21 protein-coding genes are annotated in these 21,677 nt (G+C 66.1%); 15 read left to right on the forward strand and 6 right to left on the reverse strand.

Features of this window, described 5'->3' with window-relative positions:
* Window positions 1–121 precede the first annotated feature (121 nt).
* The gene (locus AC1C2N_RS04370; RefSeq protein WP_495433003.1) at window positions 122–1,768 is read left to right on the forward strand and encodes an ABC-F family ATP-binding cassette domain-containing protein; all 1,647 of its coding nucleotides are present in this window, start codon (window positions 122–124) and stop codon (window positions 1,766–1,768) included.
* A gap of 22 nt (window positions 1,769–1,790) precedes the next feature.
* Here the strand turns inward: AC1C2N_RS04370 and AC1C2N_RS04375 are convergent, their stop codons facing one another.
* The 3 genes from AC1C2N_RS04375 to AC1C2N_RS04385 form a co-directional block, all read right to left on the reverse strand.
* A complete protein-coding gene (locus tag AC1C2N_RS04375; protein ID WP_495433004.1) occupies window positions 1,791–2,162 on the reverse strand; it encodes a hypothetical protein in 372 nt (123 codons plus the stop codon).
* 14 nt (window positions 2,163–2,176) lie between these two features.
* A complete protein-coding gene (locus AC1C2N_RS04380; RefSeq protein WP_495433005.1) occupies window positions 2,177–2,887 on the reverse strand; it encodes a tetratricopeptide repeat protein in 711 nt (236 codons plus the stop codon).
* A 127-nt stretch (window positions 2,888–3,014) separates the two neighbouring features.
* On the reverse strand, window positions 3,015–3,641 hold the full coding sequence (locus AC1C2N_RS04385; RefSeq protein ID WP_483405791.1) for an SACE_7040 family transcriptional regulator: 627 nt from the start codon (window positions 3,639–3,641) through the stop codon (window positions 3,015–3,017).
* Between the two features lie 131 nt (window positions 3,642–3,772).
* Here AC1C2N_RS04385 and AC1C2N_RS04390 point away from each other — a divergent pair, with 131 nt between their 5' ends.
* The 8 genes from AC1C2N_RS04390 to AC1C2N_RS04425 all read left to right on the forward strand — a co-directional run bounded on the left by AC1C2N_RS04390 (window position 3,773) and on the right by AC1C2N_RS04425 (window position 13,332).
* Window positions 3,773–5,386, forward strand: a complete 1,614-nt coding sequence (locus AC1C2N_RS04390; protein ID WP_495433006.1) for a carboxyl transferase domain-containing protein — start codon at window positions 3,773–3,775, stop codon at window positions 5,384–5,386.
* 13 nt (window positions 5,387–5,399) lie between these two features.
* Complete coding sequence (locus tag AC1C2N_RS04395) at window positions 5,400–7,487, forward strand: acetyl/propionyl/methylcrotonyl-CoA carboxylase subunit alpha (RefSeq protein ID WP_495433082.1); 2,088 nt, start codon at window positions 5,400–5,402, stop codon at window positions 7,485–7,487.
* Complete coding sequence (locus AC1C2N_RS04400; RefSeq protein WP_495433007.1) at window positions 7,484–8,650, forward strand: acyl-CoA dehydrogenase family protein; 1,167 nt, start codon at window positions 7,484–7,486, stop codon at window positions 8,648–8,650. The genes AC1C2N_RS04395 and AC1C2N_RS04400 overlap by 4 nt, the downstream gene beginning before the upstream one ends.
* An 8-nt stretch (window positions 8,651–8,658) precedes the next feature.
* Entirely contained in the window at window positions 8,659–9,177 is a 519-nt protein-coding gene (locus AC1C2N_RS04405) for a MaoC family dehydratase (RefSeq protein WP_495433008.1), read from the forward strand.
* Window positions 9,174–9,992 carry an HpcH/HpaI aldolase/citrate lyase family protein gene (locus AC1C2N_RS04410; RefSeq protein WP_495433009.1) on the forward strand — a complete coding sequence of 273 codons (819 nt, stop codon included), beginning with the start codon at window positions 9,174–9,176 and terminating at the stop codon, window positions 9,990–9,992. Before AC1C2N_RS04405 ends, AC1C2N_RS04410 begins: the two co-directional genes overlap by 4 nt.
* 161 nt (window positions 9,993–10,153) lie before the next feature.
* Complete coding sequence (locus tag AC1C2N_RS04415) at window positions 10,154–11,281, forward strand: aldo/keto reductase (protein WP_495433010.1); 1,128 nt, start codon at window positions 10,154–10,156, stop codon at window positions 11,279–11,281.
* Window positions 11,282–11,338: 57 nt separating this feature from the next.
* Entirely contained in the window at window positions 11,339–12,733 is a 1,395-nt protein-coding gene (locus AC1C2N_RS04420; RefSeq protein WP_495433011.1) for a M16 family metallopeptidase, read from the forward strand.
* The gene (locus AC1C2N_RS04425) at window positions 12,730–13,332 is read left to right on the forward strand and encodes a histidine phosphatase family protein (protein ID WP_495433013.1); all 603 of its coding nucleotides are present in this window, start codon (window positions 12,730–12,732) and stop codon (window positions 13,330–13,332) included. Before AC1C2N_RS04420 ends, AC1C2N_RS04425 begins: the two co-directional genes overlap by 4 nt.
* A gap of 53 nt (window positions 13,333–13,385) precedes the next feature.
* On the opposite strand, the gene AC1C2N_RS04430 is transcribed toward AC1C2N_RS04425, so the two are convergent.
* On the reverse strand, window positions 13,386–13,844 hold the full coding sequence (locus AC1C2N_RS04430; protein ID WP_495433014.1) for a GNAT family N-acetyltransferase: 459 nt from the start codon (window positions 13,842–13,844) through the stop codon (window positions 13,386–13,388).
* Window positions 13,845–13,926: 82 nt separating this feature from the next.
* Between AC1C2N_RS04430 and dapB the strand changes: the two genes are divergently transcribed.
* Complete coding sequence (gene dapB / locus AC1C2N_RS04435) at window positions 13,927–14,667, forward strand: 4-hydroxy-tetrahydrodipicolinate reductase (RefSeq protein ID WP_495433015.1); 741 nt, start codon at window positions 13,927–13,929, stop codon at window positions 14,665–14,667.
* Entirely contained in the window at window positions 14,664–15,101 is a 438-nt protein-coding gene (locus tag AC1C2N_RS04440; RefSeq protein ID WP_483405802.1) for a tetratricopeptide repeat protein, read from the forward strand. The genes dapB and AC1C2N_RS04440 overlap by 4 nt, the downstream gene beginning before the upstream one ends.
* A gap of 888 nt (window positions 15,102–15,989) precedes the next feature.
* Here the strand turns inward: AC1C2N_RS04440 and AC1C2N_RS04445 are convergent.
* The gene (locus AC1C2N_RS04445) at window positions 15,990–16,883 is read right to left on the reverse strand and encodes a TIGR01777 family oxidoreductase (protein WP_495433016.1); all 894 of its coding nucleotides are present in this window, start codon (window positions 16,881–16,883) and stop codon (window positions 15,990–15,992) included.
* 10 nt (window positions 16,884–16,893) lie between these two features.
* Window positions 16,894–17,319: an OsmC family peroxiredoxin gene (locus AC1C2N_RS04450; RefSeq protein WP_483405805.1), complete on the reverse strand. Its 426-nt coding sequence runs from the start codon at window positions 17,317–17,319 to the stop codon at window positions 16,894–16,896.
* A 187-nt stretch (window positions 17,320–17,506) separates the two neighbouring features.
* Here AC1C2N_RS04450 and AC1C2N_RS04455 point away from each other — a divergent pair, with 187 nt between their 5' ends.
* The 4 genes from AC1C2N_RS04455 to AC1C2N_RS04470 all read left to right on the forward strand — a co-directional run bounded on the left by AC1C2N_RS04455 (window position 17,507) and on the right by AC1C2N_RS04470 (window position 21,655).
* Window positions 17,507–18,316 (forward strand): thymidylate synthase, encoded by an 810-nt coding sequence (locus AC1C2N_RS04455; protein ID WP_495433017.1) that lies wholly within the window; start codon window positions 17,507–17,509, stop codon window positions 18,314–18,316.
* On the forward strand, window positions 18,313–18,861 hold the full coding sequence (locus AC1C2N_RS04460) for a dihydrofolate reductase (RefSeq protein ID WP_495433018.1): 549 nt from the start codon (window positions 18,313–18,315) through the stop codon (window positions 18,859–18,861). The genes AC1C2N_RS04455 and AC1C2N_RS04460 overlap by 4 nt, the downstream gene beginning before the upstream one ends.
* Before the next feature lie 116 nt (window positions 18,862–18,977).
* Window positions 18,978–19,955 carry a 4-hydroxy-tetrahydrodipicolinate synthase gene (gene dapA / locus AC1C2N_RS04465; protein ID WP_483405808.1) on the forward strand — a complete coding sequence of 326 codons (978 nt, stop codon included), beginning with the start codon at window positions 18,978–18,980 and terminating at the stop codon, window positions 19,953–19,955.
* 23 nt (window positions 19,956–19,978) lie between these two features.
* Entirely contained in the window at window positions 19,979–21,655 is a 1,677-nt protein-coding gene (locus AC1C2N_RS04470) for a ribonuclease J (protein WP_483405809.1), read from the forward strand.
* Window positions 21,656–21,677: the final 22 nt, after the last annotated feature.

Genomic DNA, 21,677 nt, shown 5'->3' on the forward strand with positions numbered 1-21,677 from the left:
TCACGATAGGTAATTGCTGTGGACATCTTCGGTTCCGCGCCGCTTCCCGCGCGCTGACGACCGTCGATTCGCCACATCAGGCTCCGGTACTCAGCGCGACCGCTGACTACCCCGGAGTCCCATGTTTTCGCACAGCAACGCCACAGTCACACTCACCGATCTCGGCTTCTCCTGGCCCAACGGTGACAGTGCTCTCGCCCACATCTCAGGCACCTTCGGATCGGGGCGCACCGGTCTCGTCGGCGCCAATGGATCGGGCAAATCCACACTCCTCCGCCTCGTGGCTGGGGAACTCACTCCGTCCTCCGGCCGAATCGCCGTCGACGGTGAGGTGGGATACCTGCCCCAGAACCTGACGCTCCGCGTCGAGGCGACGATCGCCGATCTTCTGGGCATTAGCGGAAAGCTCGCTGCACTCAGAGCGATCGAGTCCGGTGATGTGGCGGCCCACCACTTCGACCTGCTCGGTGACGACTGGGACATCGAAGCGCGGGCGCGCGAAGCGCTCGCCGAGATTGGCCTGGCAGGCGCCGACCTCGGCAGGAGGGTGGACCGGATCTCGGGCGGTGAGGCAATGCTCGTCGCGACGACCGGACTCAGGCTTCGCCGGACTGCGATCACGCTTCTCGACGAGCCGACGAACAACCTCGATCGGGATGCCCGCACACGCCTGGCCGGCCTGGTCGCGTCGTGGCCTGGTGCCCTCGTCGTCGTGAGTCACGATGTGTCGCTGCTCGAGGGAATGGACGAGACGGCAGAGCTGTACGGGGGAGAGCTCTCGGTATTCGGTGGGCCGTACAGCGAGTGGCGCGCTCATCGCGAGCAGGAGCAGTCCGCCGCCGTCCAGGCGGTGCGCTCAGCGGGGCAGGCGGTGAAGGTCGAGAAGAAACAACGCATCGAGGCCGAAACGAAGCTCGCGCGACGCGCGCAGATGGGTCAGAAGGCGTTCGAGAACAAGCGGATGCCGAAGATTGTCATGCACGGCCTGCGGTCACAAGCCCAGGTTTCCGCCGCAAAGCTCCGTGCCGGAATGGACCGCGACATCAGGTCCGCGCAGTCGGTGCTGGATGCCGCTGAGGCGCGTGTCCGCGAAGACAAACCCATCCTGCTCGACCTCCCGGATCCGGATGTGCCGGCGGCCCGGAAGATCGCCGAACTGCGCGCCGCGAACCGCACGGTCATCATCCAGGGTCCCGAGAGAATAGCGATCACCGGTCCGAACGGCGTGGGGAAGACCACGCTGCTCGACAGTCTGGTTCTCGGCACTGCCCGTGGCCTCGGCAGCGCAGGCGGTTACGCCGGCGTGAATGAACCGGAGGGAGCGGGTGCGATCAGCGCGCGGCGACTCACCGACCGGGTGGGATATCTGCCGCAGCGACTCGATGGGCTCGACGAGAACGCCAGCATGCTCGACAACGTGCAGGCCGCGGCACCGACTGTTGCTCCCGGCATCCTGCGCAACCGGCTCGCCCGGTTCCTGCTCCGGGGCGACAGCGTGCACCGCGAGGTGCGGACGCTCTCGGGCGGTGAGCGGTTCCGGGTCTCGCTCGCGCGACTGTTGTTTGCGGATCCGCCCTCGCAGCTTCTGGTACTCGACGAGCCCACGAACAACCTAGACCTGCAGAGTATCGATCAGCTCGTCGATGCGCTCCGAAGTTACCGCGGTGCGGTACTCGTTGTGAGCCACGATGAGGCGTTCCTCGAACGGCTCGACCTCGACGCGACCTGGGAACTCGGCGCGGATGGATCGCTCACGGCGGCCCGGTGACGTCAGTATTCGACAGCGGTTTTCAGTGCTCGTGGAGCTCGTCGGCCTCGCCTCGTCCCGCCCGTCGAACCCGCTGTTCATCGCGGCGAATGAGCACGAGGCCGACCACCCCGACCACGAGAGCCGCGACGAATGCCCACACCAGTGCTGTGCCCAGATTCGCAAAGATCAGGTCACCGAAGATCACGAGCACGGTCGCCAGTGCTGCAATTGAAAGCAGCATTCCGAGAGCGACGTTCACTCGCCTCCGGCTGATCGTCCCGCGTCGAAAAGTGGCAGAGGAGACCCTGTTCAGGTTGGGCACCAGAACCTCGATGGCCGGATTGACCGGTTCGGGCGATGGTGGGTTCGCCGGAAGCGCCGTGGGTGGGGGCTCATCGTCGTTGCTGGCCATGGGCCCATAGTAAGTCAGGCCGTCGTGAAGGTCAGCACTGCGAGCGTTGCCGCAATAGTCCCGACGATCGTCAGCACGCCGGCACCCAGCCAGCGGTTCTCGACCGCGCACGCCCCGGCCGAGACCCAGGAGGAAACCGCCGCTGGAGCGAGGAAGCATCCGGCGCTGATGCGTGCGACGGTACGGGCATCCGCCAGTTCGAAGAAGGCGACGATGAAGACGGCCACCACCGCGAGTATCCCGCCCACCACGGTCGTGATCCAGCAGAACGCGGCGAGCGGGAAGAGCAGCTCGCCCCAAGGTGACTCGTCGGTCGCGGTGGCCGCTCTGCGTTGCGCCACGTGCGCGGCGAGCGGCCCGTCCACCACTTCCTCGAGATCCGGGTAACTCTCGACAGGCCCAGTGAGCGCCAGGAACTCGACCAGATCGTCGCGCGGGGTGCCGACCGGTGCCAGCAGCCGCGCCAGCCGATCCCGTTCGACCGCGGTCGTCCAGCCCTCGATGGCGATGCCCCAGCGGCCCGCCTGATCCGGGGAATTCATCTCGCGGTACAACTCGGCGAGGGCAAGTCGAAGCGGGGTGGCCTCCGGGTCTGACCGGACGGCAGCCTTGAGCAGCTCGAGTGCCGCGCGTCGTTTGCCCTCGCCCCACAGCGTGCGCGCCCGGTCCACCTTCTGTGTTACCTCGCCGGGCGCGGGGTTGGAGGCAGGGGGCTGCTGGGGCATGGGCCCATCAAAGCAGAGAGGTGGGCGCCGCGGCGTCACCCCGTTCGGGAGGATCCCGTTGTGTGGGTGTGGGTGTGGGTGTGACGTGTTTGGAGGGCAGCGTCGACTCGGGTCGCAGCGGAACCGCTCAGGAGAGCGCGGCGAACGCCATCCGCTCGAGAATGTCACGGAGATCGTTCTGGGGGAGCTGGTCACCGCTGTACGGGGTCGAGTTCATGAGCCCGAACGCGGCGTGCGCCCTGATCCTCAGGGCCGCCGCGTCTGTTGTGGGCTGCATTCGCTGCAGGATTGCCACCCACAGCTCGACGTACCGGCGCTGGAGGGTTCTCACCGTGCGGCGGTCCTCCTCGGAGAGGCTGTCGAGATCGCGATCCTGGACCCGGATGACATCGGGATTGGCGAGCGCGAAACGCACGTGGAATTCGACGAGAGCGCGAAGTGCGAGTTCTCCGTCCGGCGCCCTCGCCACAACATCCGTTCCACCGGACAGCAGCTCACGACTCACATCGATGAGGAGCGCAGCGAGAAGCGCCTGCTTGCTCTCGAAGTGCCGGTAGACCGCCGGACCGCTCATGCCGACAGCGGCTCCCAGGTCTTCGATCGATACCCCGTTGAAGCCGCGTTCGGCGAACCGGGAGGCAGCCGCGGCGAGCAGGGCCTGCCGTCGTTGTGCCTTCGCCGCGCTGCGGCCGAGCCTGATGGATCCAGACTCCGTCGTGACTGGGTGATCATCGATGATGGTGTCGTCGGCCATTGCGCCCTCCGTTGGAAGCGATGCTGGACATTTGAGTTAATCCATACTAACGTCGGGGTCAGTTAACGGGGACTAACCGAATGGCGGCGTCCTCTCCGGTACACATTCACTCCGGTACAAGGGAACTGTCAATGCAGACACTGATTTCCGCGGTCTCGCCGTCGAGCGACTCTTTCCTCCGGAACGACGCCGAGCAGCGAACCCTGGTTTCCGACCTGCGGCAGAGGCTCGCCACTGCCGCACTTGGTGGCACCGAAAAGTCCCGCGCACGCCACGTCGGCCGGGGCAAGTTACTGCCGCGCGAACGCATCGACGAGCTCCTTGACGACGGCAGCCCGTTCCTCGAGATCGCACCGCTCGCCGCAACGGGAATGTACGACGACCAGAGCCCGGGGGCCGGTGTCATCGCCGGCATCGGCCTGGTTCAGGGCCGCCACGTGCTCGTCATCTCCAACGACGCCACGGTGAAGGGTGGCACCTACTATCCAATGACCGTGAAGAAGCACCTTCGGGCACAGGAAATCGCGCTCGAGAACCGGCTCCCGTGCGTCTACCTCGTCGACTCGGGCGGCGCCTTCCTTCCGATGCAGGACGAGGTCTTCCCCGACCGCGATCACTTCGGCCGGATCTTCTATAACCAGGCCCGGTTGTCCGGGTCGAAGATTCCGCAGATTTCCGCCGTTCTCGGATCGTGCACCGCCGGTGGCGCGTATGTGCCCGCTATGAGCGATGAGACGGTCATCGTCCGGAACCAGGGCACCATCTTCCTCGGCGGTCCACCACTCGTGAAGGCCGCCATCGGTGAGATCGTCACGGCCGAGGAGCTCGGAGGGGGAGACCTTCACGCGAAAACCTCCGGCGTCGTCGACCACCTCGCCGAGGACGATTCGCACGCCCTCGAGATCGTGCGGGATATCGTCTCAACGCTGCCAACGGCATCCGTGTCGCCCTCGGGGTCTCCGACGAGAGAGAGCCTCGATCCGCTCTACCCGATGGAGGGGCTGTATGGAGTCGTTCCCGCCGACGTCCAGGCGCCCTACGACGTGCGGGAGGTCATCGCTCGGCTGGTCGATGCCAGTGAATTCGCGGAGTTCAAGAAGGAGTTCGGCACGACGCTCGTCACCGGGTTCGCTCGGCTGCACGGGCACTCGGTGGGCATCATCGCCAATAACGGTGTGCTGTTCTCCGAGAGCGCGCAGAAGGGCGCCCACTTCATCGAGCTGTGCGACCAGCGCGGCATCCCGCTGATCTTTCTGCAGAACATTTCAGGGTTCATGGTCGGCCGCGATTACGAGGCGGGTGGCATCGCCAAGCACGGCGCCAAGATGGTGACGGCTGTCGCGACCACGAGGGTGCCCAAACTCACGGTGATCATCGGCGGCTCGTTCGGGGCCGGCAACTACTCGATGTGCGGCCGCGCGTACTCGCCGCGCTTTCTCTGGACCTGGCCGGCGAGCCGGATCTCGGTGATGGGCGGTGCCCAGGCCGCCGGTGTGCTCGCCACGGTCAAGCGCGACCAGCATGACGCGGCGGGTACTGAATGGTCTTCCGATGACGAGGAGCGATTCAAAGCCCCCATCCGTGCCCAGTTCGAGGAGCAGGGCAGCCCCTATTACTCCACCGCCCGCCTGTGGGACGACGGCGTCATCGACCCCGCAGACACCCGCAGGGTTCTTGGTCTCGCCCTCGACGTGTGCGCCCTCGCACCGTTGCCAGACTCCGCCTTCGGGCTGTTCCGGATGTGACGCCGTGACCGCACTGTTCGATACAGTCCTCGTCGCCAACCGGGGCGAAATCGCGTCGAGGGTGATCCGTACCCTCCGGAGCCTCGGCATCCGCTCCATCGCCATCTACAGCGACGCCGACCGGACGGCGAAGCACGTGACGGATGCCGACACCGCGGTGCGTATCGGCCCGGCCCCGGCGAGGGAGAGCTACCTCAACATCGAAGCGGTGATCGCCGCGGCGACAGCGACGGGTGCGAACGCAATCCACCCGGGCTATGGCTTCCTCTCCGAGAACGCTGACTTCGCGAGGGCGTGTGCCGAGGCCGGCATTGTCTTCATTGGACCGGGTGTCGACGCCCTCGAGGTGATGGGCGACAAGATCCGGTCCAAGAACCATGTGGCCGCGAGCGGAGTGCCCGTGATCCCCGGTGATTCCCGTCCCGGGCTCAGCGACGCGGACCTCAGCGAATCTGCCCAGGGCGTCGGTTATCCACTCCTGATCAAGCCGAGCGCCGGCGGTGGCGGCAAAGGAATGGAGATCGTCACGACGCCGAGCGAGCTTCCGGGCGCGCTCGCCACGGCCCGCCGTATCGCGGCCGCTGCCTTCGGTGACGACACGCTGTTTCTCGAGCGGCTCATCCCCGAGCCGCGACACATCGAGGTGCAGTTGCTCGCTGACACGCACGGCACAACGATCCACCTCGGCGAGCGCGAGTGCTCGCTGCAGCGCCGCCACCAGAAGGTCATCGAGGAGGCGCCGTCTCCTCTGCTCGACGCTGACACCCGACGACGCATTGGGGAGGCCGCCTGCCGGGTCGCGGAGAGCGTCGGCTATGTCGGGGCCGGCACCGTGGAGTTCCTCGTCTCGGCCGAGGCGCCTGACGAGTTCTACTTCATGGAGATGAACACCCGCCTGCAGGTGGAACACCCGGTCACCGAGGAGGTCACCGGAGTTGACCTCGTTGCGGAGCAGATCCGGATCGCGGCGGGTCACCGGCTTTCGCTTCGCCAGGACGCCGTGACGCTCACGGGGCACGCCATCGAAGCACGGGTCTACGCCGAGAATCCCGAGCGCGGATTTCTGCCGGCGACGGGACAGGTCATTGCGCTCGATGAACCGACCGGTGAGGGCGTTCGCGTGGATTCGGGCATCGCCGTCGGCAGCGAGATCGGCTCCTTCTACGACCCCATGCTCGCCAAGGTGATCGCTCGCGGTGCCAACCGCGCCGAAGCCCTCGCCAGACTCGACCGCGCGCTCGCCGAAACGGCGATTCTCGGCGTGCGCACCAACATCGAGTATCTGCGGCTGCTCCTCGCCGAACCGGAGGTGCAACGGGGCGACCTCGACACGTCGCTCATCGACCGCAGGCTGCCCTCGCTGAGCTTCGCTCGTCCCGATGCTGACCTTCTGGTTGCCGCCGCCCTCACCGTTCACGCCGAGCGCTCAGCGCCGTCCGCGGGCGCGGCGTGGGGCGCGCTCGACGGATGGCGGATGACCGAGGCCCGGCCGATCGACTACACCTTCACCATCGAGGAGGGTACGACGGCGACGGTGAGTGTCCTCGCCGCCGGTGACGCGGCATCCGTTCGCATCAACGGGGGCGAACCGCACACCGCCGCGCTGCGACCGCTGGAAGACGGCAGGAGCGCGTTGAGCCTGGACTCAGCAGTGCGGATGCTGTCGCTCGCGCGCACAGCGACCGGCGTGTGGGTGGGACGCGACGGGTTCAGCTGGGACCTGCCTCTTCTCTCGCGTGGGCAGCGGCTTGCGTTGCGACTCGCTGCGATTGCGCGGCCCGACGCGGCGCGAGCTCCCGAGGTGCGTTCGCCGATGCCCGGCACGGTGATCAGCGTTCCCGTCGCGCACGGCTCAACGGTCGACGCCGGGGCCACTGTCGTCGTTGTCGAGGCCATGAAGATGGAGCACAAGCTCACGGCGGCCGTCGCCGGGACTGTCACGATCGCCGTTCAGCCCGGTGACCTCGTGAAGCTCGACCAGGTTGTCGCAACGCTGACTCCGCTGGTGCCCGACGCCGCGCCATCCGACGCCGCGCCATCCGACGCCGGGCCATCCGACGCGAAACCGAACCATCCGATTGTCGAAGGGGACACCGCATGAACACCGAACTCACCGAGGAGCACCAGCGAATCGTCGACGAGGTGCGCGACTTCGCGACCACCGTCGTCGCTCCCGCCGCGTACGAGTACGACACCGCGCGCCGGCTGCCGATGGAGATCATCGCGCAGATGGGCGAGATGGGGCTGTTCGGGCTGCCGTTTCCCACGGAGTACGGGGGCCAGGGCAAGGACTACCTGTCGCTCTGTCTTGCCGTTGAGCAGCTCGCCCGGGTCGACCAGTCCATCGCGGTGACCTTGGAAGCCGGGGTCGGGCTCGGCGCGATGCCGGTGTACCGGTTTGGCACCGAGGCGCAGAAAGACGCGTTCCTGCCGATGCTCGCCCGCGGTGAGGCGCTCGCCGGATTCGGCCTCACGGAAGCGGAGGCGGGGTCAGATGCCGGCGCAACACTCACGAACGCCCACGTCGAGAACGGGGAGTGGGTGATCAACGGCTCGAAACAGTTCATCACCAACTCGGGCACCCCGATCACCCGGCTGGTCACCATCACGGCGGTCACCGGCGAGAGCACCCGGGCTGACGGCAGGATCAAGAAGGAGCTGTCGACCATCCTGGTTCCGACACCGATCGACGGGTTCACGGTTGAGCCGGCGTACGACAAAGTCGGCTGGCACACCTCGGACACCCACCCGCTCACCCTCGAGAACGTCCGGGTGCCGGAGGCAAACCTGCTCGGTGAACGCGGTCGCGGGTACGCCAACTTCCTCACCATCCTCGACGAGGGGCGGGTCGCGTTCGCCGCGCTCTGTACCGGTGCTGCACAGGGCTGCGTCGACGAGGCCGTCGCGTACGCAAAGAGCCGCAACGTCTTCGGGCGCAGCATCGGCTCGAACCAGTACATCGCGTTCAAGATCGCGCGGATGGAGGCACGGGCGATGAGCGCACGGATGGCGTACTACGCTGCGGCGTCGAAGCTCCTCGCCGGCAAGCCGTTCAAGAAGGAAGCATCGATCGCGAAGCTCCTCGGCAGTGAGGCGGCCATGGAGAACGCGAGGGACGCCACCCAGATCTGGGGCGGCTACGGGTTCCTCAACCAGAATGCCGTCGCCAGGCACTACCGTGACTCGAAGATCCTCGAGGTGGGTGAGGGCACCAGTGAGGTGCAGCTCATGATCATCGCCCGTGAGCTCGGCTTCGAAGCGTAGGGGACCCGATGAACGAGAACGAGAACGAGAACGAGAACGAGAACGAGAACGAGCGAACGCCCGTCGAGCAGCGGGGACTCTTCTTCGAGGAGTTCGACACGTCGGCCAGGTACCTCCACAGGCCCGGCCGCACGGTCACCGAGGCTGACAACGTGTTCTTCACGACGATGACGATGAACACCCAGGCGCTGCACCTTGACAGTGCGTGGTCCGAGACGCAGGAGTTCGGGCAGCGGCTCGTCAACTCAATGTTTACCCTCGCGACGATGGTCGGCAGCTCGGTCGCGCAGCTGACCCAGGGGACGCTCGTCGCCAACCTCGGGTTCGACTCGGTTGTCTTCCCACACCCGCTCTATCACGGCGACACCCTGTACTCCGAGACCATCGTCACCCACAAGCGACTGTCGAAGTCGCGGCAGGGCCAGGGCATCGTGACTCTCGAGCACACCGGTCGCAATCAGGACGGCGTGATCGTCGCGACGGCGGTGCGCAACGTGCTCGTGCGCTGCCGGGAGGGCGCCGCGTGACCGGGTTCGAGCTCGGACCGGCCCTGCTGTTCTGCCCGGCAGATCGGCCCGATCGGTTCGAGAAGGCGAGCGCACGTGCGGATGCCGTGATCCTCGATCTTGAGGATGCCGTTGCGCCGCGGGACAAGGAGGGGGCGCGCGCGGCGATTGTGCAGCATCAGCTCGACCCCGAACGCTCGATTGTCCGGGTCAACCCGGCATCGTCCGGCGAGCTGGCGGCGGATCTCTCGGCGCTCGCCGGCACCGATTACCGATGGGTGATGTTGCCGAAGGCCGAGAGCATCGCCGACGTTGCCGCGCTCGGCGACCGGTACCGGGTGATCGCGTTGTGCGAGACCGCTGCTGGCGTGCTCACGGCTCCGGAGATCGCACGGCACGACTCGGTCGAGGCGCTCATGTGGGGAGCGGAGGACCTCGTTGCGTCCCTCGGTGGAACATCGAGCCGGCGAGCCGACGGTTCCTATCGCGACGTCGCCGTGCACGCTCGGTCGCGCGTGCTGCTCGCCGCCGGAGCTGCCGGGAAGGCTGCGATCGACACGGTGCATCTCGACATTGCCGACCTCGATGGCCTGCTCGACGAGGCGACGGATGCCGCTGCGAGCGGCTTCAGTGCGACCGCCTGTATTCACCCCGGCCAGGTGGACTCGATCCGCGCCGGATACCGGCCGGGAGCAGACGCCCTCGAAGCGGCTGTGGCGCTACTCGAGGCTGCGGAAAACGAGCCGGGAGTGTTTACATTCCGGGGTCGGATGGTGGACGAACCGGCGCTTCGGCACGCCAGAATGACCGTCGGTTTAGCCAACAAAAACAGGTGATTTTGACCGTTGTCAGATCGTTATGAAGTATTCATGCAAATGACCGGCGAATGGTCGGTTGGCGTCGGTGGGCTGACATAGTCTCGGAGGCAGGGATGAGGGCTGGGGAGCTCCGTTTTTTCCCTGTAAGACCGAAGGAATGGGGTGGCGAGATGGCTCGGATGACGCCTCGCCTGTTGACCGCAGAACCGGGTACAGACCCGGTCGACGATGTGACCGCTGACGCGACCCGGATTTCGGGTTCAGCCGGTCGCCCGGTGGCCGCGGCCGCCGAGCCGGTAGCGTCGAGTACCGCGGTCAATGCCCCGCTCGAGGTGCACCCATCCGCGCCGATTCAGATCCTCGGATCGAGCGGCAGTATCGGCGCATCGATCCGCCGTACCCTCGGTGAGACTGACCTCGACGTATTCCCGATCGCCCTCGGAACAAGCGTGTTCGGGTGGACCGCACAGTCCGACGCGAGCACAGGCATCCTCAACCGGTACGCCGACTGCGGTGGCAACTTCATCGACACGGCAGACAGCTACTCGGCTGGCCGGAGCGAGCACATCATCGGCACCTGGATGGCCAGACGGGGCAATCGCGACGACATGGTCGTCGCAACGAAGGTCGGCAACCACCCCGACAACCCAGGCCTCGGTCCGGTGAGCATGGTGCGCGCCGTCGAAGCATCCCTCCAGCGCCTGCAGACCGACCACATCGACCTGCTCTACTTCCACCTTGACGACCGCTCGGTTCCCCTCGAAGACAGCCTCGGTACCGCGCAGTGGCTCATCGAGTCCGGCAAGGTGCGCTACCTCGGCGCGTCGAACTTCACCGCGGAGCGCCTCGTCGAGGCGAGAATCCTCAGCGCTGCCGGTTACCCGCGATTCGAAGCGCTCGAGACGCACTACAGCCTCCTGCACCGCGGTCCATTCGAGGGCGACCTTGGGCTCGTCAGCCGTGGCCAGGGACTCGGTGTCATGCCGTACTTCGGCCTCGAGAACGGGTTCCTCACTGGCAAATACCGCAGCCGCGCCGACCTCGACGATTCGGCCCGCAGCGCTCGAGTCTCCCGTCACCTCAACCGGAATGGCCTGCGGGTGCTCCACGCGCTCGATGTCGTCGCAAAGGAGCAGGACGCTCCTATCGCGTCGATCGCGCTGGCCTGGCTGCTCAACCGGCCAGGTGTTGTGGCGCCGGTCGCGAGCGCGTCGCGGCCAGAGCAGGTCGACGCGCTCGTCCAGGCAGCGGCCATCAGGCTCACCCGGACACAGGTGGTCGAACTCGAACGGGCAACTCGCGTCTGAGCGCCTTCCCGGCTCGACGCGTTGCTCACAGCGTGTCCTGCCGTAGTGTTGAGGGTAATGAACGGGTCGATTGAACTTCCGCTCGATGTTGCCGAGCTGTCCTTTGCCGCATCCGGTGATTCGCTCGTTCGGCGCACCGTCCTGCAGAGCGGTGTGCGGATCCTCTCGGAGAACGTGCTCGGCTCACGAAGCGCGACCCTGGGTTACTGGGTGGCCGTCGGTTCCCGTGACGAACTTCCCGGCGCCGACGCGGATGGCGACGTCCCCGCTCGCGAGTCCGGGTTCGGGTCGACCCACTTCCTCGAGCACCTCCTGTTCAAGGGAACCGAGAAGCGCACAGCGTTCGACATCGCCATAGCGTTTGATTCGGTCGGCGGAGAGAGCAACGCACTCACCGCCAAGGAGCACACCTGCTATTATGCCAGGGTGCGCGACATCGACCTCGGCATGGCCGTGGAAACGCTCACCGACATGCTTACGTCGTCGTTGCTCGACCCCACCGAGTTCGAAAACGAACGCGGAGTGATCCTCGAAGAACTCGCCATGGCCGAGGACGACCCGGCAGATGTCGCGACCGAGAACCTGTTCGCCGCCGTGTTCGGCGACCACGCCCTCGGTCGGCCGATCGGCGGCACCCCCCAGGCCATCCGCGAGGCGACCCGCGATGCAGTGCTCAGGCACTACCGCGCCAATTACCGGCCGCAGGACCTCGTCGTCACCGCGGCAGGCGCTGTCGACCACGACGAACTGGTCGCGGGTGTCACCCGTGCCCTCCTCGAGGCCGGCTGGGATCTCACCACCCCGGCACGGCCGGTCGAGCGCCGCATGCTTCCCGCCGCTTCGGTCACCCGGCAGTCTGCGCTCGTCGTTGCGTCACGCCCGATCGAACAGGTCCACCTGCTGGTCGGGATGCCTGGACTGATGGCATCCGACGATCGCCGGATGACGATGAGCGTGCTCAACTCGATCCTGGGCGGCGGGATGTCGTCGCGCCTGTTCCAGGAGATCCGCGAGCGCAGGGGCCTTGCCTACTCCGTGTACTCGTTCGCGGCGTCATACTCGGATGCCGGTGTGTTCGGGATGTACGGTGCCTGCTCGCCCGCAAAAGCCAGGCAGGTCGCGGACCTTATGCTCGACGAGCTTCGATCCATCGCCGTCAACGGCGTCACCGAAGACGAACTGCGCCGTGCGCACGGCCAGCTCTCTGGAGCGAGCGCCCTCGCCCTCGAGGAGTCCGAAACTCGCATGTCGAGGCTGGGGCGTGCGGAAATCACCCTCGGCGAATTCACCGATCTCGACGAGAGCCTGCGCCGCCTGTATCTTGTGACCGCCGCCGACGTCCAGGATCTCGCACAGGAACTGTTGAACCAACCGCTGTCCCTCTCCGCCGTTGGGGCCGTCGATGATGACGTGTTCGCCGGTTTCGGAGAGTCCGTGAAGGAGCTGTCATGACCCAGTACATTTACCTCGTTCGCCACGGCGAGCAGCAGGATGCCCAGCACGGAATGCCCGACGGGCCGCTGTCTGCGCGCGGACGCAGGCAGGCGGAGCACCTCGCCGAGCGCATCGGCGGACTCCCGATCACGGCGACGCTGCACTCGCCGCTGCAGCGCGCCGCCGAGACGGCCCGCATCATCCACGAGCGCCTCCCGTCCATCGATCCTGAACCGAGCGCGCTGCTCTTTGACTGCGTACCGACCGGCAAGCTGCCCGAGATGCCCAACGCGTACGAGCCGTTCTTTGGCGCGGTGACCGAGGCGGAGATCGAAGCCGGTGCCGCCCAGATGTCGGATGCTATTGCCGAGTTCCTTGCGCCGCGCAAGGGCGACCGTCATGACGTGCTGATCACCCATAACTTCGTCATCGCGTGGTTTGTGCGCGAGGTACTCGGCGCCCCGGACTGGCGCTGGATGACACTCGACCAGGCGCACTGCGGACTCACGATCATCCAGCGGAAGCCGGGCCGGCCGTGGACCCTGTTGACGCACAATGACCTCGGCCACCTGCCCGTCGAGCTGCGCACCGGCCTCCCGGAGCCGCTCCCGGTCTGACCGGAGCGCCGGGTCCCGCCTCGCCGCAATGGCGGAGGCAGGGGAGCGGCTCGCTAGGAGGCGAGCGGCTTGAAGTACCAGTCCGTAGCGTTCGGGTTGTCGTTGTACGGCTGGATCGACGCGTAGCCCGAACGACGGTACAGGCCGCCAGCGGCCTCGAGAGACGCGTTGGTGTCGAGCACGACCTCTGTCGCGCCGAGCGCCGCGGCACGGCTCTCGAGCTCGGCGAGAAGCTGTTTGCCCCAGCCCCGACCGCGCGACTCCGGCCGCAAATAGAGGTGCTTGACCTCGAAACGAGACGGTGTCAGCGAACGGATGCCGCCGCATCCGACCGCTCGTCCGTCCTCGAACGCCACAATGAAATCGCCCACGGGTGGCACGAAACGCTCTGGACTCGGAAAGTTGACGACATAGTCGCCGCCGACGAAGCCCATTTCACGGGCTGTGAAGTATTCCGTGAGAAGTTCGGTGGCGAGCGGATCGGTCACTGGGACGCTGTCAAACGTAAGCACAGCACCAGTTTAGGGATGGATTCACCTCGTGAGGCCCGGCTTCTCGTGCCGGTTCCCCGCGGCGACCTTGTAGATTGGCAGCATGGTAACGAGAGTGGCTGTCGTCGGAGCAAGCGGCAAAATGGGGCAGCTTTTCACCCGGCTCATCGATGAATCGGAGGACTTCGACGTCTACGCGAAGCTCGGTTCGGCCAGTTCTCTCGACGAGATGAACGGTGCCGACCTCGTGGTGGATGTCACGGCCCCCGCCGTGAGTGCGACCGTCGTCACCCACGCCATCCGTGAGGGTATCAACGTTCTCGTCGGCACATCCGGATGGTCGGCCGACCGTCTCGCGGCGCTCAGCACACAGCTGGCCGACACCGAGACGGGTGTCCTCGTCATCCCGAACTTCTCGCTCGGCTCCGTGCTCGGAACGACCCTTGCGACGATCGCCAGCCGGTTCTTCGACTCGATCGAGATCGTCGAGGCCCACCGTGCCACCAAGGTCGACTCGCCGAGTGGCACCGCCGTGCGCACCGCTGAGCTCATCGGCGAAGCCCGGATCGGTCTCGGTCCTGTCGTTGCCCCGCACGTTGACCAGCGTGCGCGTGGCCAGCAGGTGTCGAGCATCCCGATCCACAGCCTCCGGCTCAACGGGCTCATCGCCCGCCAGGAAGTCGTCTTCGGCGGGGCGGGGGAGACCCTCACGATCTCGCACAGCACCATTGACCCGACCTCGTACGAGCAGGGGATCCTCCTCGCGCTCGGGGCTGCCCGAACGGCTCAAGGACTGACCGTCGGACTCGAGAGCATCATGGACCTCGGGATCACGCGCTCGTGACCACCCGAATCGGCGTCGTCGTCATGGCAGCGCTGCTCGCGCTGTACCTCGTGCTCGTTGGCCAGCGCGCCGTGCTCTTTATCGCGACCGGTGAACCCGTCGCTGTCGCTATCGGTGTTGCGCTTCTCGTGCTCCCGGTGGTCGGGGTGTGGGCTTTGACGCGGGAGATTCTGTTCGGCGTGCGTGCGGAGCGACTCGGGCGTCTGCTGGAGTCGAACGGCGAACTCCCCGATGACGAACTGCCCGTGCGGCCGAGCGGCCGGATCGAGCGTGACGCCGCCGACGAGGTGTTCCCCCGGTACCAGGCTGCGGTTGAGGCCGCCCCGACCGACTGGAAGGCGTGGTACCGGCTGGGTCTGGCGTACGACGGCGCTGGCGACCGGCGTCGCGCGCGATCGGCGATCCGCGAGGCCATCCACCTTTACTCGAGCTGAGCGGTCGCCCGCTCGGACGAAAAAAGTTGCTCTAACCCGTGCTCGGACGAAAAGGGTCGCTCCCGCGCTGCTCGGACGGAAAGGGTTGGTCTAACCCTTGCTCGGGCGAAAAGGGTCGCTGAATCTCCCGGGGAGCAGCCGTTTCTGGCCGGGCAAAGCGTGAACGACCGTTTGTGGCCGAGCACGGCCCGCATGGGGCGGATGCTCGCGCCTGGCGCGTCCCTGCAGCAACCGGTCCCTCGCGCGGGCGAAAAGGGTTGCTCACCCGTGCTCCAACCCTTGCTCGGTCGAAAAGGGTCGCTGAAACCTCCGGGGCGCAGCCGTTTCTGGCTGAGCGGCGTGCGAACGACCATTTGTGGCCGAGCACGGCCCACGTGGGGCGGCTTGCGCCCGGCGCGTCCCTGCAGCAACCGGTTCCTTGCTCGGACGAAAAGGGTCGCTCCCGCCCCTGCTCGGACGAAAAGGGTTGCCGGAACCTGCGGGGCGCAGCCGTTTCTGGCCGAGCAGTACGCGAACGACCGTTTGTGGCCGAGCACGGCGCGAGTGGGACGGATGCGTGTGCGCGTGGCGCGTCCCTGCGGGGACAGGTCGATCGCGTGGACGAAAAGGGTCGCGCACAACCCTGCTTGGTCGAGAAGGGTCGCTCCCCTGCACGGACGAAAAGGGTCGCTCCCGCCCCTGCTCGGACGAAAAGGGTTGCTCACACTCGTGCTCCGACGAAAAGGGTTGCTGAAACCTGCGGGGCGCAGCCATTTCTGGCTGAGCGGCGTGCGAATGGCCATTTGCGGCTGCGCAAGGCGCCCGCGTGGGCGGATGCCTGCGCCTCACGCCGCGTCTGCGACCGAGACTGGGGCAGCGACTCAGCGGCGCGAAGGTCAGCGGCGTAATTCAGCGGCCGCGCTCCAGCGCCGCATCCACGGCCTGCTCCATAATGCCGTGCCGGAAGACGAACCCGTCGTTGAACAGGCGCTCCGGCTTCGTCCTCTGGTCGACCAGCAGCAGATCTTTGGCCGCATCCCTGAGCAGCATCCGAAGTGCGAAAGCGGGCGCGGGCAGCCAGAACGGTCGTCGCATCCGCTTGGCCAGATATTCCATGAGGGCCGTCGCCGTTGCGGGGGTCGGGCCCGTGATGTTCACGGGACCAGCGAGGTCGGAGTCGAGCAGGTGCACGATAGCCGCGACCTCGTCGTCGAGGCTCACCCACGGCCAGTACTGCGTGCCGCCGCCGAGGGGCCCGGACACACCGAGCCGGGTGAGGCGCAACAGCGGCTTGAGCACACCGTCGACGGCGAGAACGATGCCACTGCGCAACGTCACCACGCGGGTGATGTCACTCACGCGCAGGGCAGCGGTCTCCCATTGCTCCGCAACGTCACTGAGGAACCCCGTTCCGCGCGGGCTGTCCTCGGTGAGAACCTCGCCGGGCCGCGACCCGTAATACCCCGCAGCCGAGGCGCTGAGGAACGCCCTTGGCGTCACCTCAGCGCCGCGGATCGCGGTGACGAGCGTGGACGTCGCGTCGATTCGCGACGACAGGATCGTGCGCTTGTATTGCCGGGTCCAGGGCAACCGACCGATGGATGCGCCGGACAGATTGATCACGGCATCCGCCCCGCTGATCGCCCGCGGGTCAAGACGCCGTGATGCGGGATCCCAAGTGAGCTCGTCGGGTGACCGCGCCGGACGGCGGACGAGACGCACGACCCGGTGACCGCGCTTGCTCAGTTCGGCCGTCAGGGCCTGCCCGACGAGGCCAGATGCCCCCGCGATAACGATGCGCATGTCGCCAGGATCAGGCGAGGCTTGCTTCGATGGTCAGCGGGATGCCGGCGAGCGCCTGGGAGACCGGGCACGTTGCCTTCGCCTCGTTGGCGATGCGCTCGAAGTCATCCTCCGAGATGCCGGGTACGGTCGCGCTGACGAGAAGGTGGCTGCCCGTGATGCCCGTTCCCGGCTGGAACGTGACGGCTGCCGTTGTCTGGATGCTCTCTGGCGGGGATCCTGCCTCCGTGAGCATGTTGGAGAACTGCATGGTGAAACAGGATGCGTGCGCTGCACCGAGGAGCTCTTCCGGTGTCGTCACGGTGTCGGATCCCTCCGAGCGCGCCTTCCAGTTGACGGGCAGGCTTGCCGCGGTCGAGGTGTCGAGCGACACGGTTCCCGAGCCCTCGAAAAGCGTTCCGTTCCACACAGTCGTTGCTTCGCTGGTCACAGTCATGGTGTCCTCCAGGAGATCGGTGCGACGCACGTCGCCGCTGTCCCGAGCCTAACTGTTTGCCTAATTCGGGTCACCCCCGTTGCGTCACCCGCTGCCTCGATGTACCGCGCCCGTCCGGCGGGAATCTGTGCACGCCCCACGGCTGGGCCAAGGCGTTTCAGCGCCCAGCGTGCATTACCGTTGAGTCATGGCAGCGACTCTCCCCACCCCGTACGAGGACCTCCTCCGCGACACTCTCGAGAACGGCACACGCAAGGGCGATCGAACGGGCACGGGCACCAGGAGTGTGTTCGGACGCCAGTTGCGCTTCGACCTCTCCGAGGGCTTCCCGCTCATCACGACCAAGCGCGTGCACTTCAAATCGATCGCGTACGAACTGCTCTGGTTCCTTCGCGGCGAGAGCAACGTCAGCTGGCTGCGTGAGAACGGTGTCACAATCTGGGACGAGTGGGCTGACGAAAACGGCGAACTTGGTCCTGTCTACGGAGTGCAGTGGCGATCGTGGCCCACTCCCGGTGGCGAAACCATTGACCAGATCTCCGAGGTCATCGAGGCGATCCGCACCAACCCCGATTCTCGGCGGCTGATCGTGTCCGCGTGGAATCCCGCCGACATCCCGAATATGGCGCTCGCCCCGTGCCACGCCCTGTTCCAGTTCTACGTCGCAGACGGCAAGCTGTCGTGCCAGCTCTACCAGCGAAGCGCCGACCTGTTCCTCGGCGTGCCGTTCAACATCGCGAGCTATGCGCTCCTGACACACCTCGTCGCTGCTCAGACCGGTCTCGAAGTCGGCGACTTCGTCTGGACCGGCGGGGACTGCCACATCTACGAGAACCACATCGACCAGGTCACCGAGCAGCTCAGCCGCGACCCGTTCCCCCTGCCGACGCTCAGGATCACCGCGGATCGCGACAGCATTTTCGACTACGAGTACGAGGACCTCGTCGTCGAGAACTACGTGCACCACCCGGCGATCCGGGGAGCTGTCGCCGTATGACCAGCGCACACATCGGACTGATCTGGGCCCAGGCACAGAACGGTGTCATCGGCCGTGACGGCGTCATGCCCTGGCACATCCCCGAAGACCTCGCGCACTTCAAGGCGACAACGCTCGGCAGCGCGGTGATCATGGGCAGGAAGACCTGGGACTCTCTCCCTGAGCAGTTCCGCCCGCTCGAGGGGCGTCGCAACATCGTCGTGACCCGCCAGGCCGATTGGCACGCCGACGGCGTGGAGGTTGCCCACTCACTCGAGGAGGCGCTCGAACTCGCCGACGCGTCCTCACAGTCCGACGACCAGGCAGCCGACGGTGCCGAACCGCGCTGGGTCTGGGTGATCGGTGGCGCAGAAATCTACAACGCTGCCCTCACGATGGCCGAGCGGATCGAGGTGACCGAGATTCGCACAGAGATTCCCGGGGATGCTTTCGCCCCGGCCATTCCGGAATCCTGGCGGGTTGCCGACCGCGATCCGCTCGAAGGCTGGCGCACGTCACGCACGGGCGTCGTCTACCGGTTCATTCGGTACACGCCCGCGTCGTAGCATCCGTGCCCCGTCCCGGTACGCCGCGCCGGCATCCGCATGACCACAGAGCCCGAGGCATCACGCGCCGGGATCGGTGGGACCGCTCCGGGCTTTGACCCGGTAGCCTTGAACCTGTGTCTAACGTCGTGAATCCTTTCGGTCAGGTCCTCGTAGCGCTCGTCACCCCATTCACCGCCGACGGCGAGGTGGACTGGCCCGGTGTGGAGAAGCACATCGACGACGTCATCACCGCTGGGGCAGACGGCATCGTCGTCACCGGAACAACGGGGGAGACCTCGACCCTCACCGACCCGGAGAAGCTCCGGCTCGTCGAGGTCGGCAAGAATGTCTCCGCCGGCCGCGCGAAGATCATCACCGGTGGCGGCTCCAACGAGACCGCTCACGCCATCGACCTCTATCGCAAGAGCGAGAAGGCCGGCGCCGACGGCGTCATGATCGTCACGCCGTACTACAACAAGCCAACGCAGGCGGGCATCCTCACCCACTTCCGGATGATTGCGGATGCCACTGACCTCCCGGTCATCCTGTATGACATCCCCGGCCGCACGGGCGTCCCGATCAAGTACGAGACGATCCTCCGGGCAGCGAAGCACCCGAACATCCTCGCCGTCAAAGACGCCAAGGGTGACTTCTCCGAGGTCAGCCGCGTGCTCAACCAGACCGACCTGCTCTACTTCTCCGGCGACGACGCCAACGCTCTGCCGCACCTGTCCATCGGTGCGGCCGGCCTCATCGGCGTTACGGCGAACATCGCCGCGACGCCGTACCGCCAGATGATCGACGCCGTCAACGCCGGCGACCTGGCGACAGCGACCGCAGCTCACATGCAACTCGAGCCGCTCGTCCGCGCCGTCATGACCCACGTTCCCGGCACCGTCGCCGCGAAATACATCCTCCACGGCCTCGGCCGTATCGGAAGCCCCCGCGTCCGCCTGCCCCTCGTCGGGCCGGAAGAGTGGGAAGCAGCACAGATCGAGGACGAAATCGACCTCGTCACCAACATTCCGGGAGTGGACTTCTCCAACTTCCGACCAGACCGCAACGCGGCAGCCGGTGGCGCACTGCCACAGGTGCACGGCACCACGCGCTGACGCAAATATCCCAAGGAGGGCATATGCCCACAACTATTTACGATCCCCCTGCCCTCGATAAGGGAACTCTCCGGATTATCCCCATCGGAGGACTCGGCGAAATCGGTCGCAACATGACCTATTTCGAGATCAACGGCAAGATCCTCATCGTCGACTGCGGCGTCCTCTTCCCTGAAGAGCACCAGCCGGGCGTCGACCTGATCCTGCCCGACTTCGGCCCGATCAGGGACCGTCTCGATGACGTCGTCGGCGTCATGCTCACGCACGGGCACGAGGACCACATCGGCGGAGTGCCGTATCTCCTCCGCCTGCGCAACGACATCCCGCTGATCGGTTCAGGGCTGACACTCGCGCTCGTCGAGGCGAAGCTCAAGGAACACCGCATCAAGCCGTACAGCCTCACCGTCTCGGAGGGTCAGAAAGAGCAGCTCGGTCCATTCGACCTCGAGTTCGTCGCCGTCAACCACTCGATTCCCGACGCGCTTGCCGTCGCGATCAAGACCGAGGCAGGAACCGTCCTCGCCACCGGTGACTTCAAGATGGACCAGCTCCCTCTCGACGGCCGCCTCACTGACCTCCGCGAGTTCGCCCGGCTCGGCGAAGAAGGCGTCGACCTCTTCCTCGTCGACTCCACCAACGCCGACGTCCCCGGATTCACGCCGCTCGAGCGCTCGATCGGCCCTGTGCTCGACCAGGTCATCGGCCGTGCATCGCGCCGTGTGATCGTCGCGAGCTTCTCCAGCCACGTTCACCGCGTCCAGCAGGTGCTCGACGCTGCTCACGCTAATGGGCGTCGCGTCGCGTTCCTCGGGCGCTCGATGGTGCGCAACATGACCATCGCCGCCGACCTCGGTTACCTGAAGGTGCCAGAGGGCGTACTCGTCGAGTACAAGAAGGCCAAGGACATCCCCGACAACAAGATCGTCTACATGTCGACGGGGTCGCAGGGCGAGCCGATGGCTGTCCTTAGCCGCATGGCGAACATGGACCACGCGATCGAGGTCGGCGAGGGTGACACCGTCATCCTGGCGTCGAGCCAGATCCCCGGCAACGAGAATGCTATCTACCGCGTGATCGATGGCCTCACCAAGCTCGGTGCCAACGTCGTGCACAAGGGCAACGCCAAGGTGCACGTCTCCGGCCACGCCGCAGCCGGTGAATTGCTCTACTGCTACAACATCATCCAGCCGAAGAACGTGCTCCCCGTGCACGGCGAATACCGTCACCTCGTTGCCAACGCGAAGCTGGCCATCGACACGGGCGTGCCTGAAGAGAACACCTTCCTGGCCGAGGACGGCACAGTCATGGACATGCGTGATGGCAACGTCGAGGTCGTCGGTCAGCTCGACCTCGGCTTTGTCTACGTCGACGGTTCGAGTGTCGGCGAGATCACGGATGCCGACCTCAAGGACCGCAGGATCCTCGGTGAGGAAGGCTTCATTTCGATCATCGTCGTGGTCGAGGCCCAGACCGGAAAGGTCATCGTCGGCCCGGAGATCCACGCCAAGGGCTTCGCCGAAGACGACAGGGTGTTCGACGGCGTCAAGCCGAAGATCGAGCAGGCACTCGCGGATGCCGCACGCAACGGTGTGCGCGACTCCCACGCGCTCTCGCAGATCGTTCGTCGCACCGTCGGCCGCTGGGTGAACACCTCGTACCGTCGCCGTCCGATGATCGTCCCGCTGGTCATCGAGGCGTAAGCACCCTCGCGCAAGCCCGGTT

The organism is Mycetocola sp. Y791, assembly GCF_059445325.1.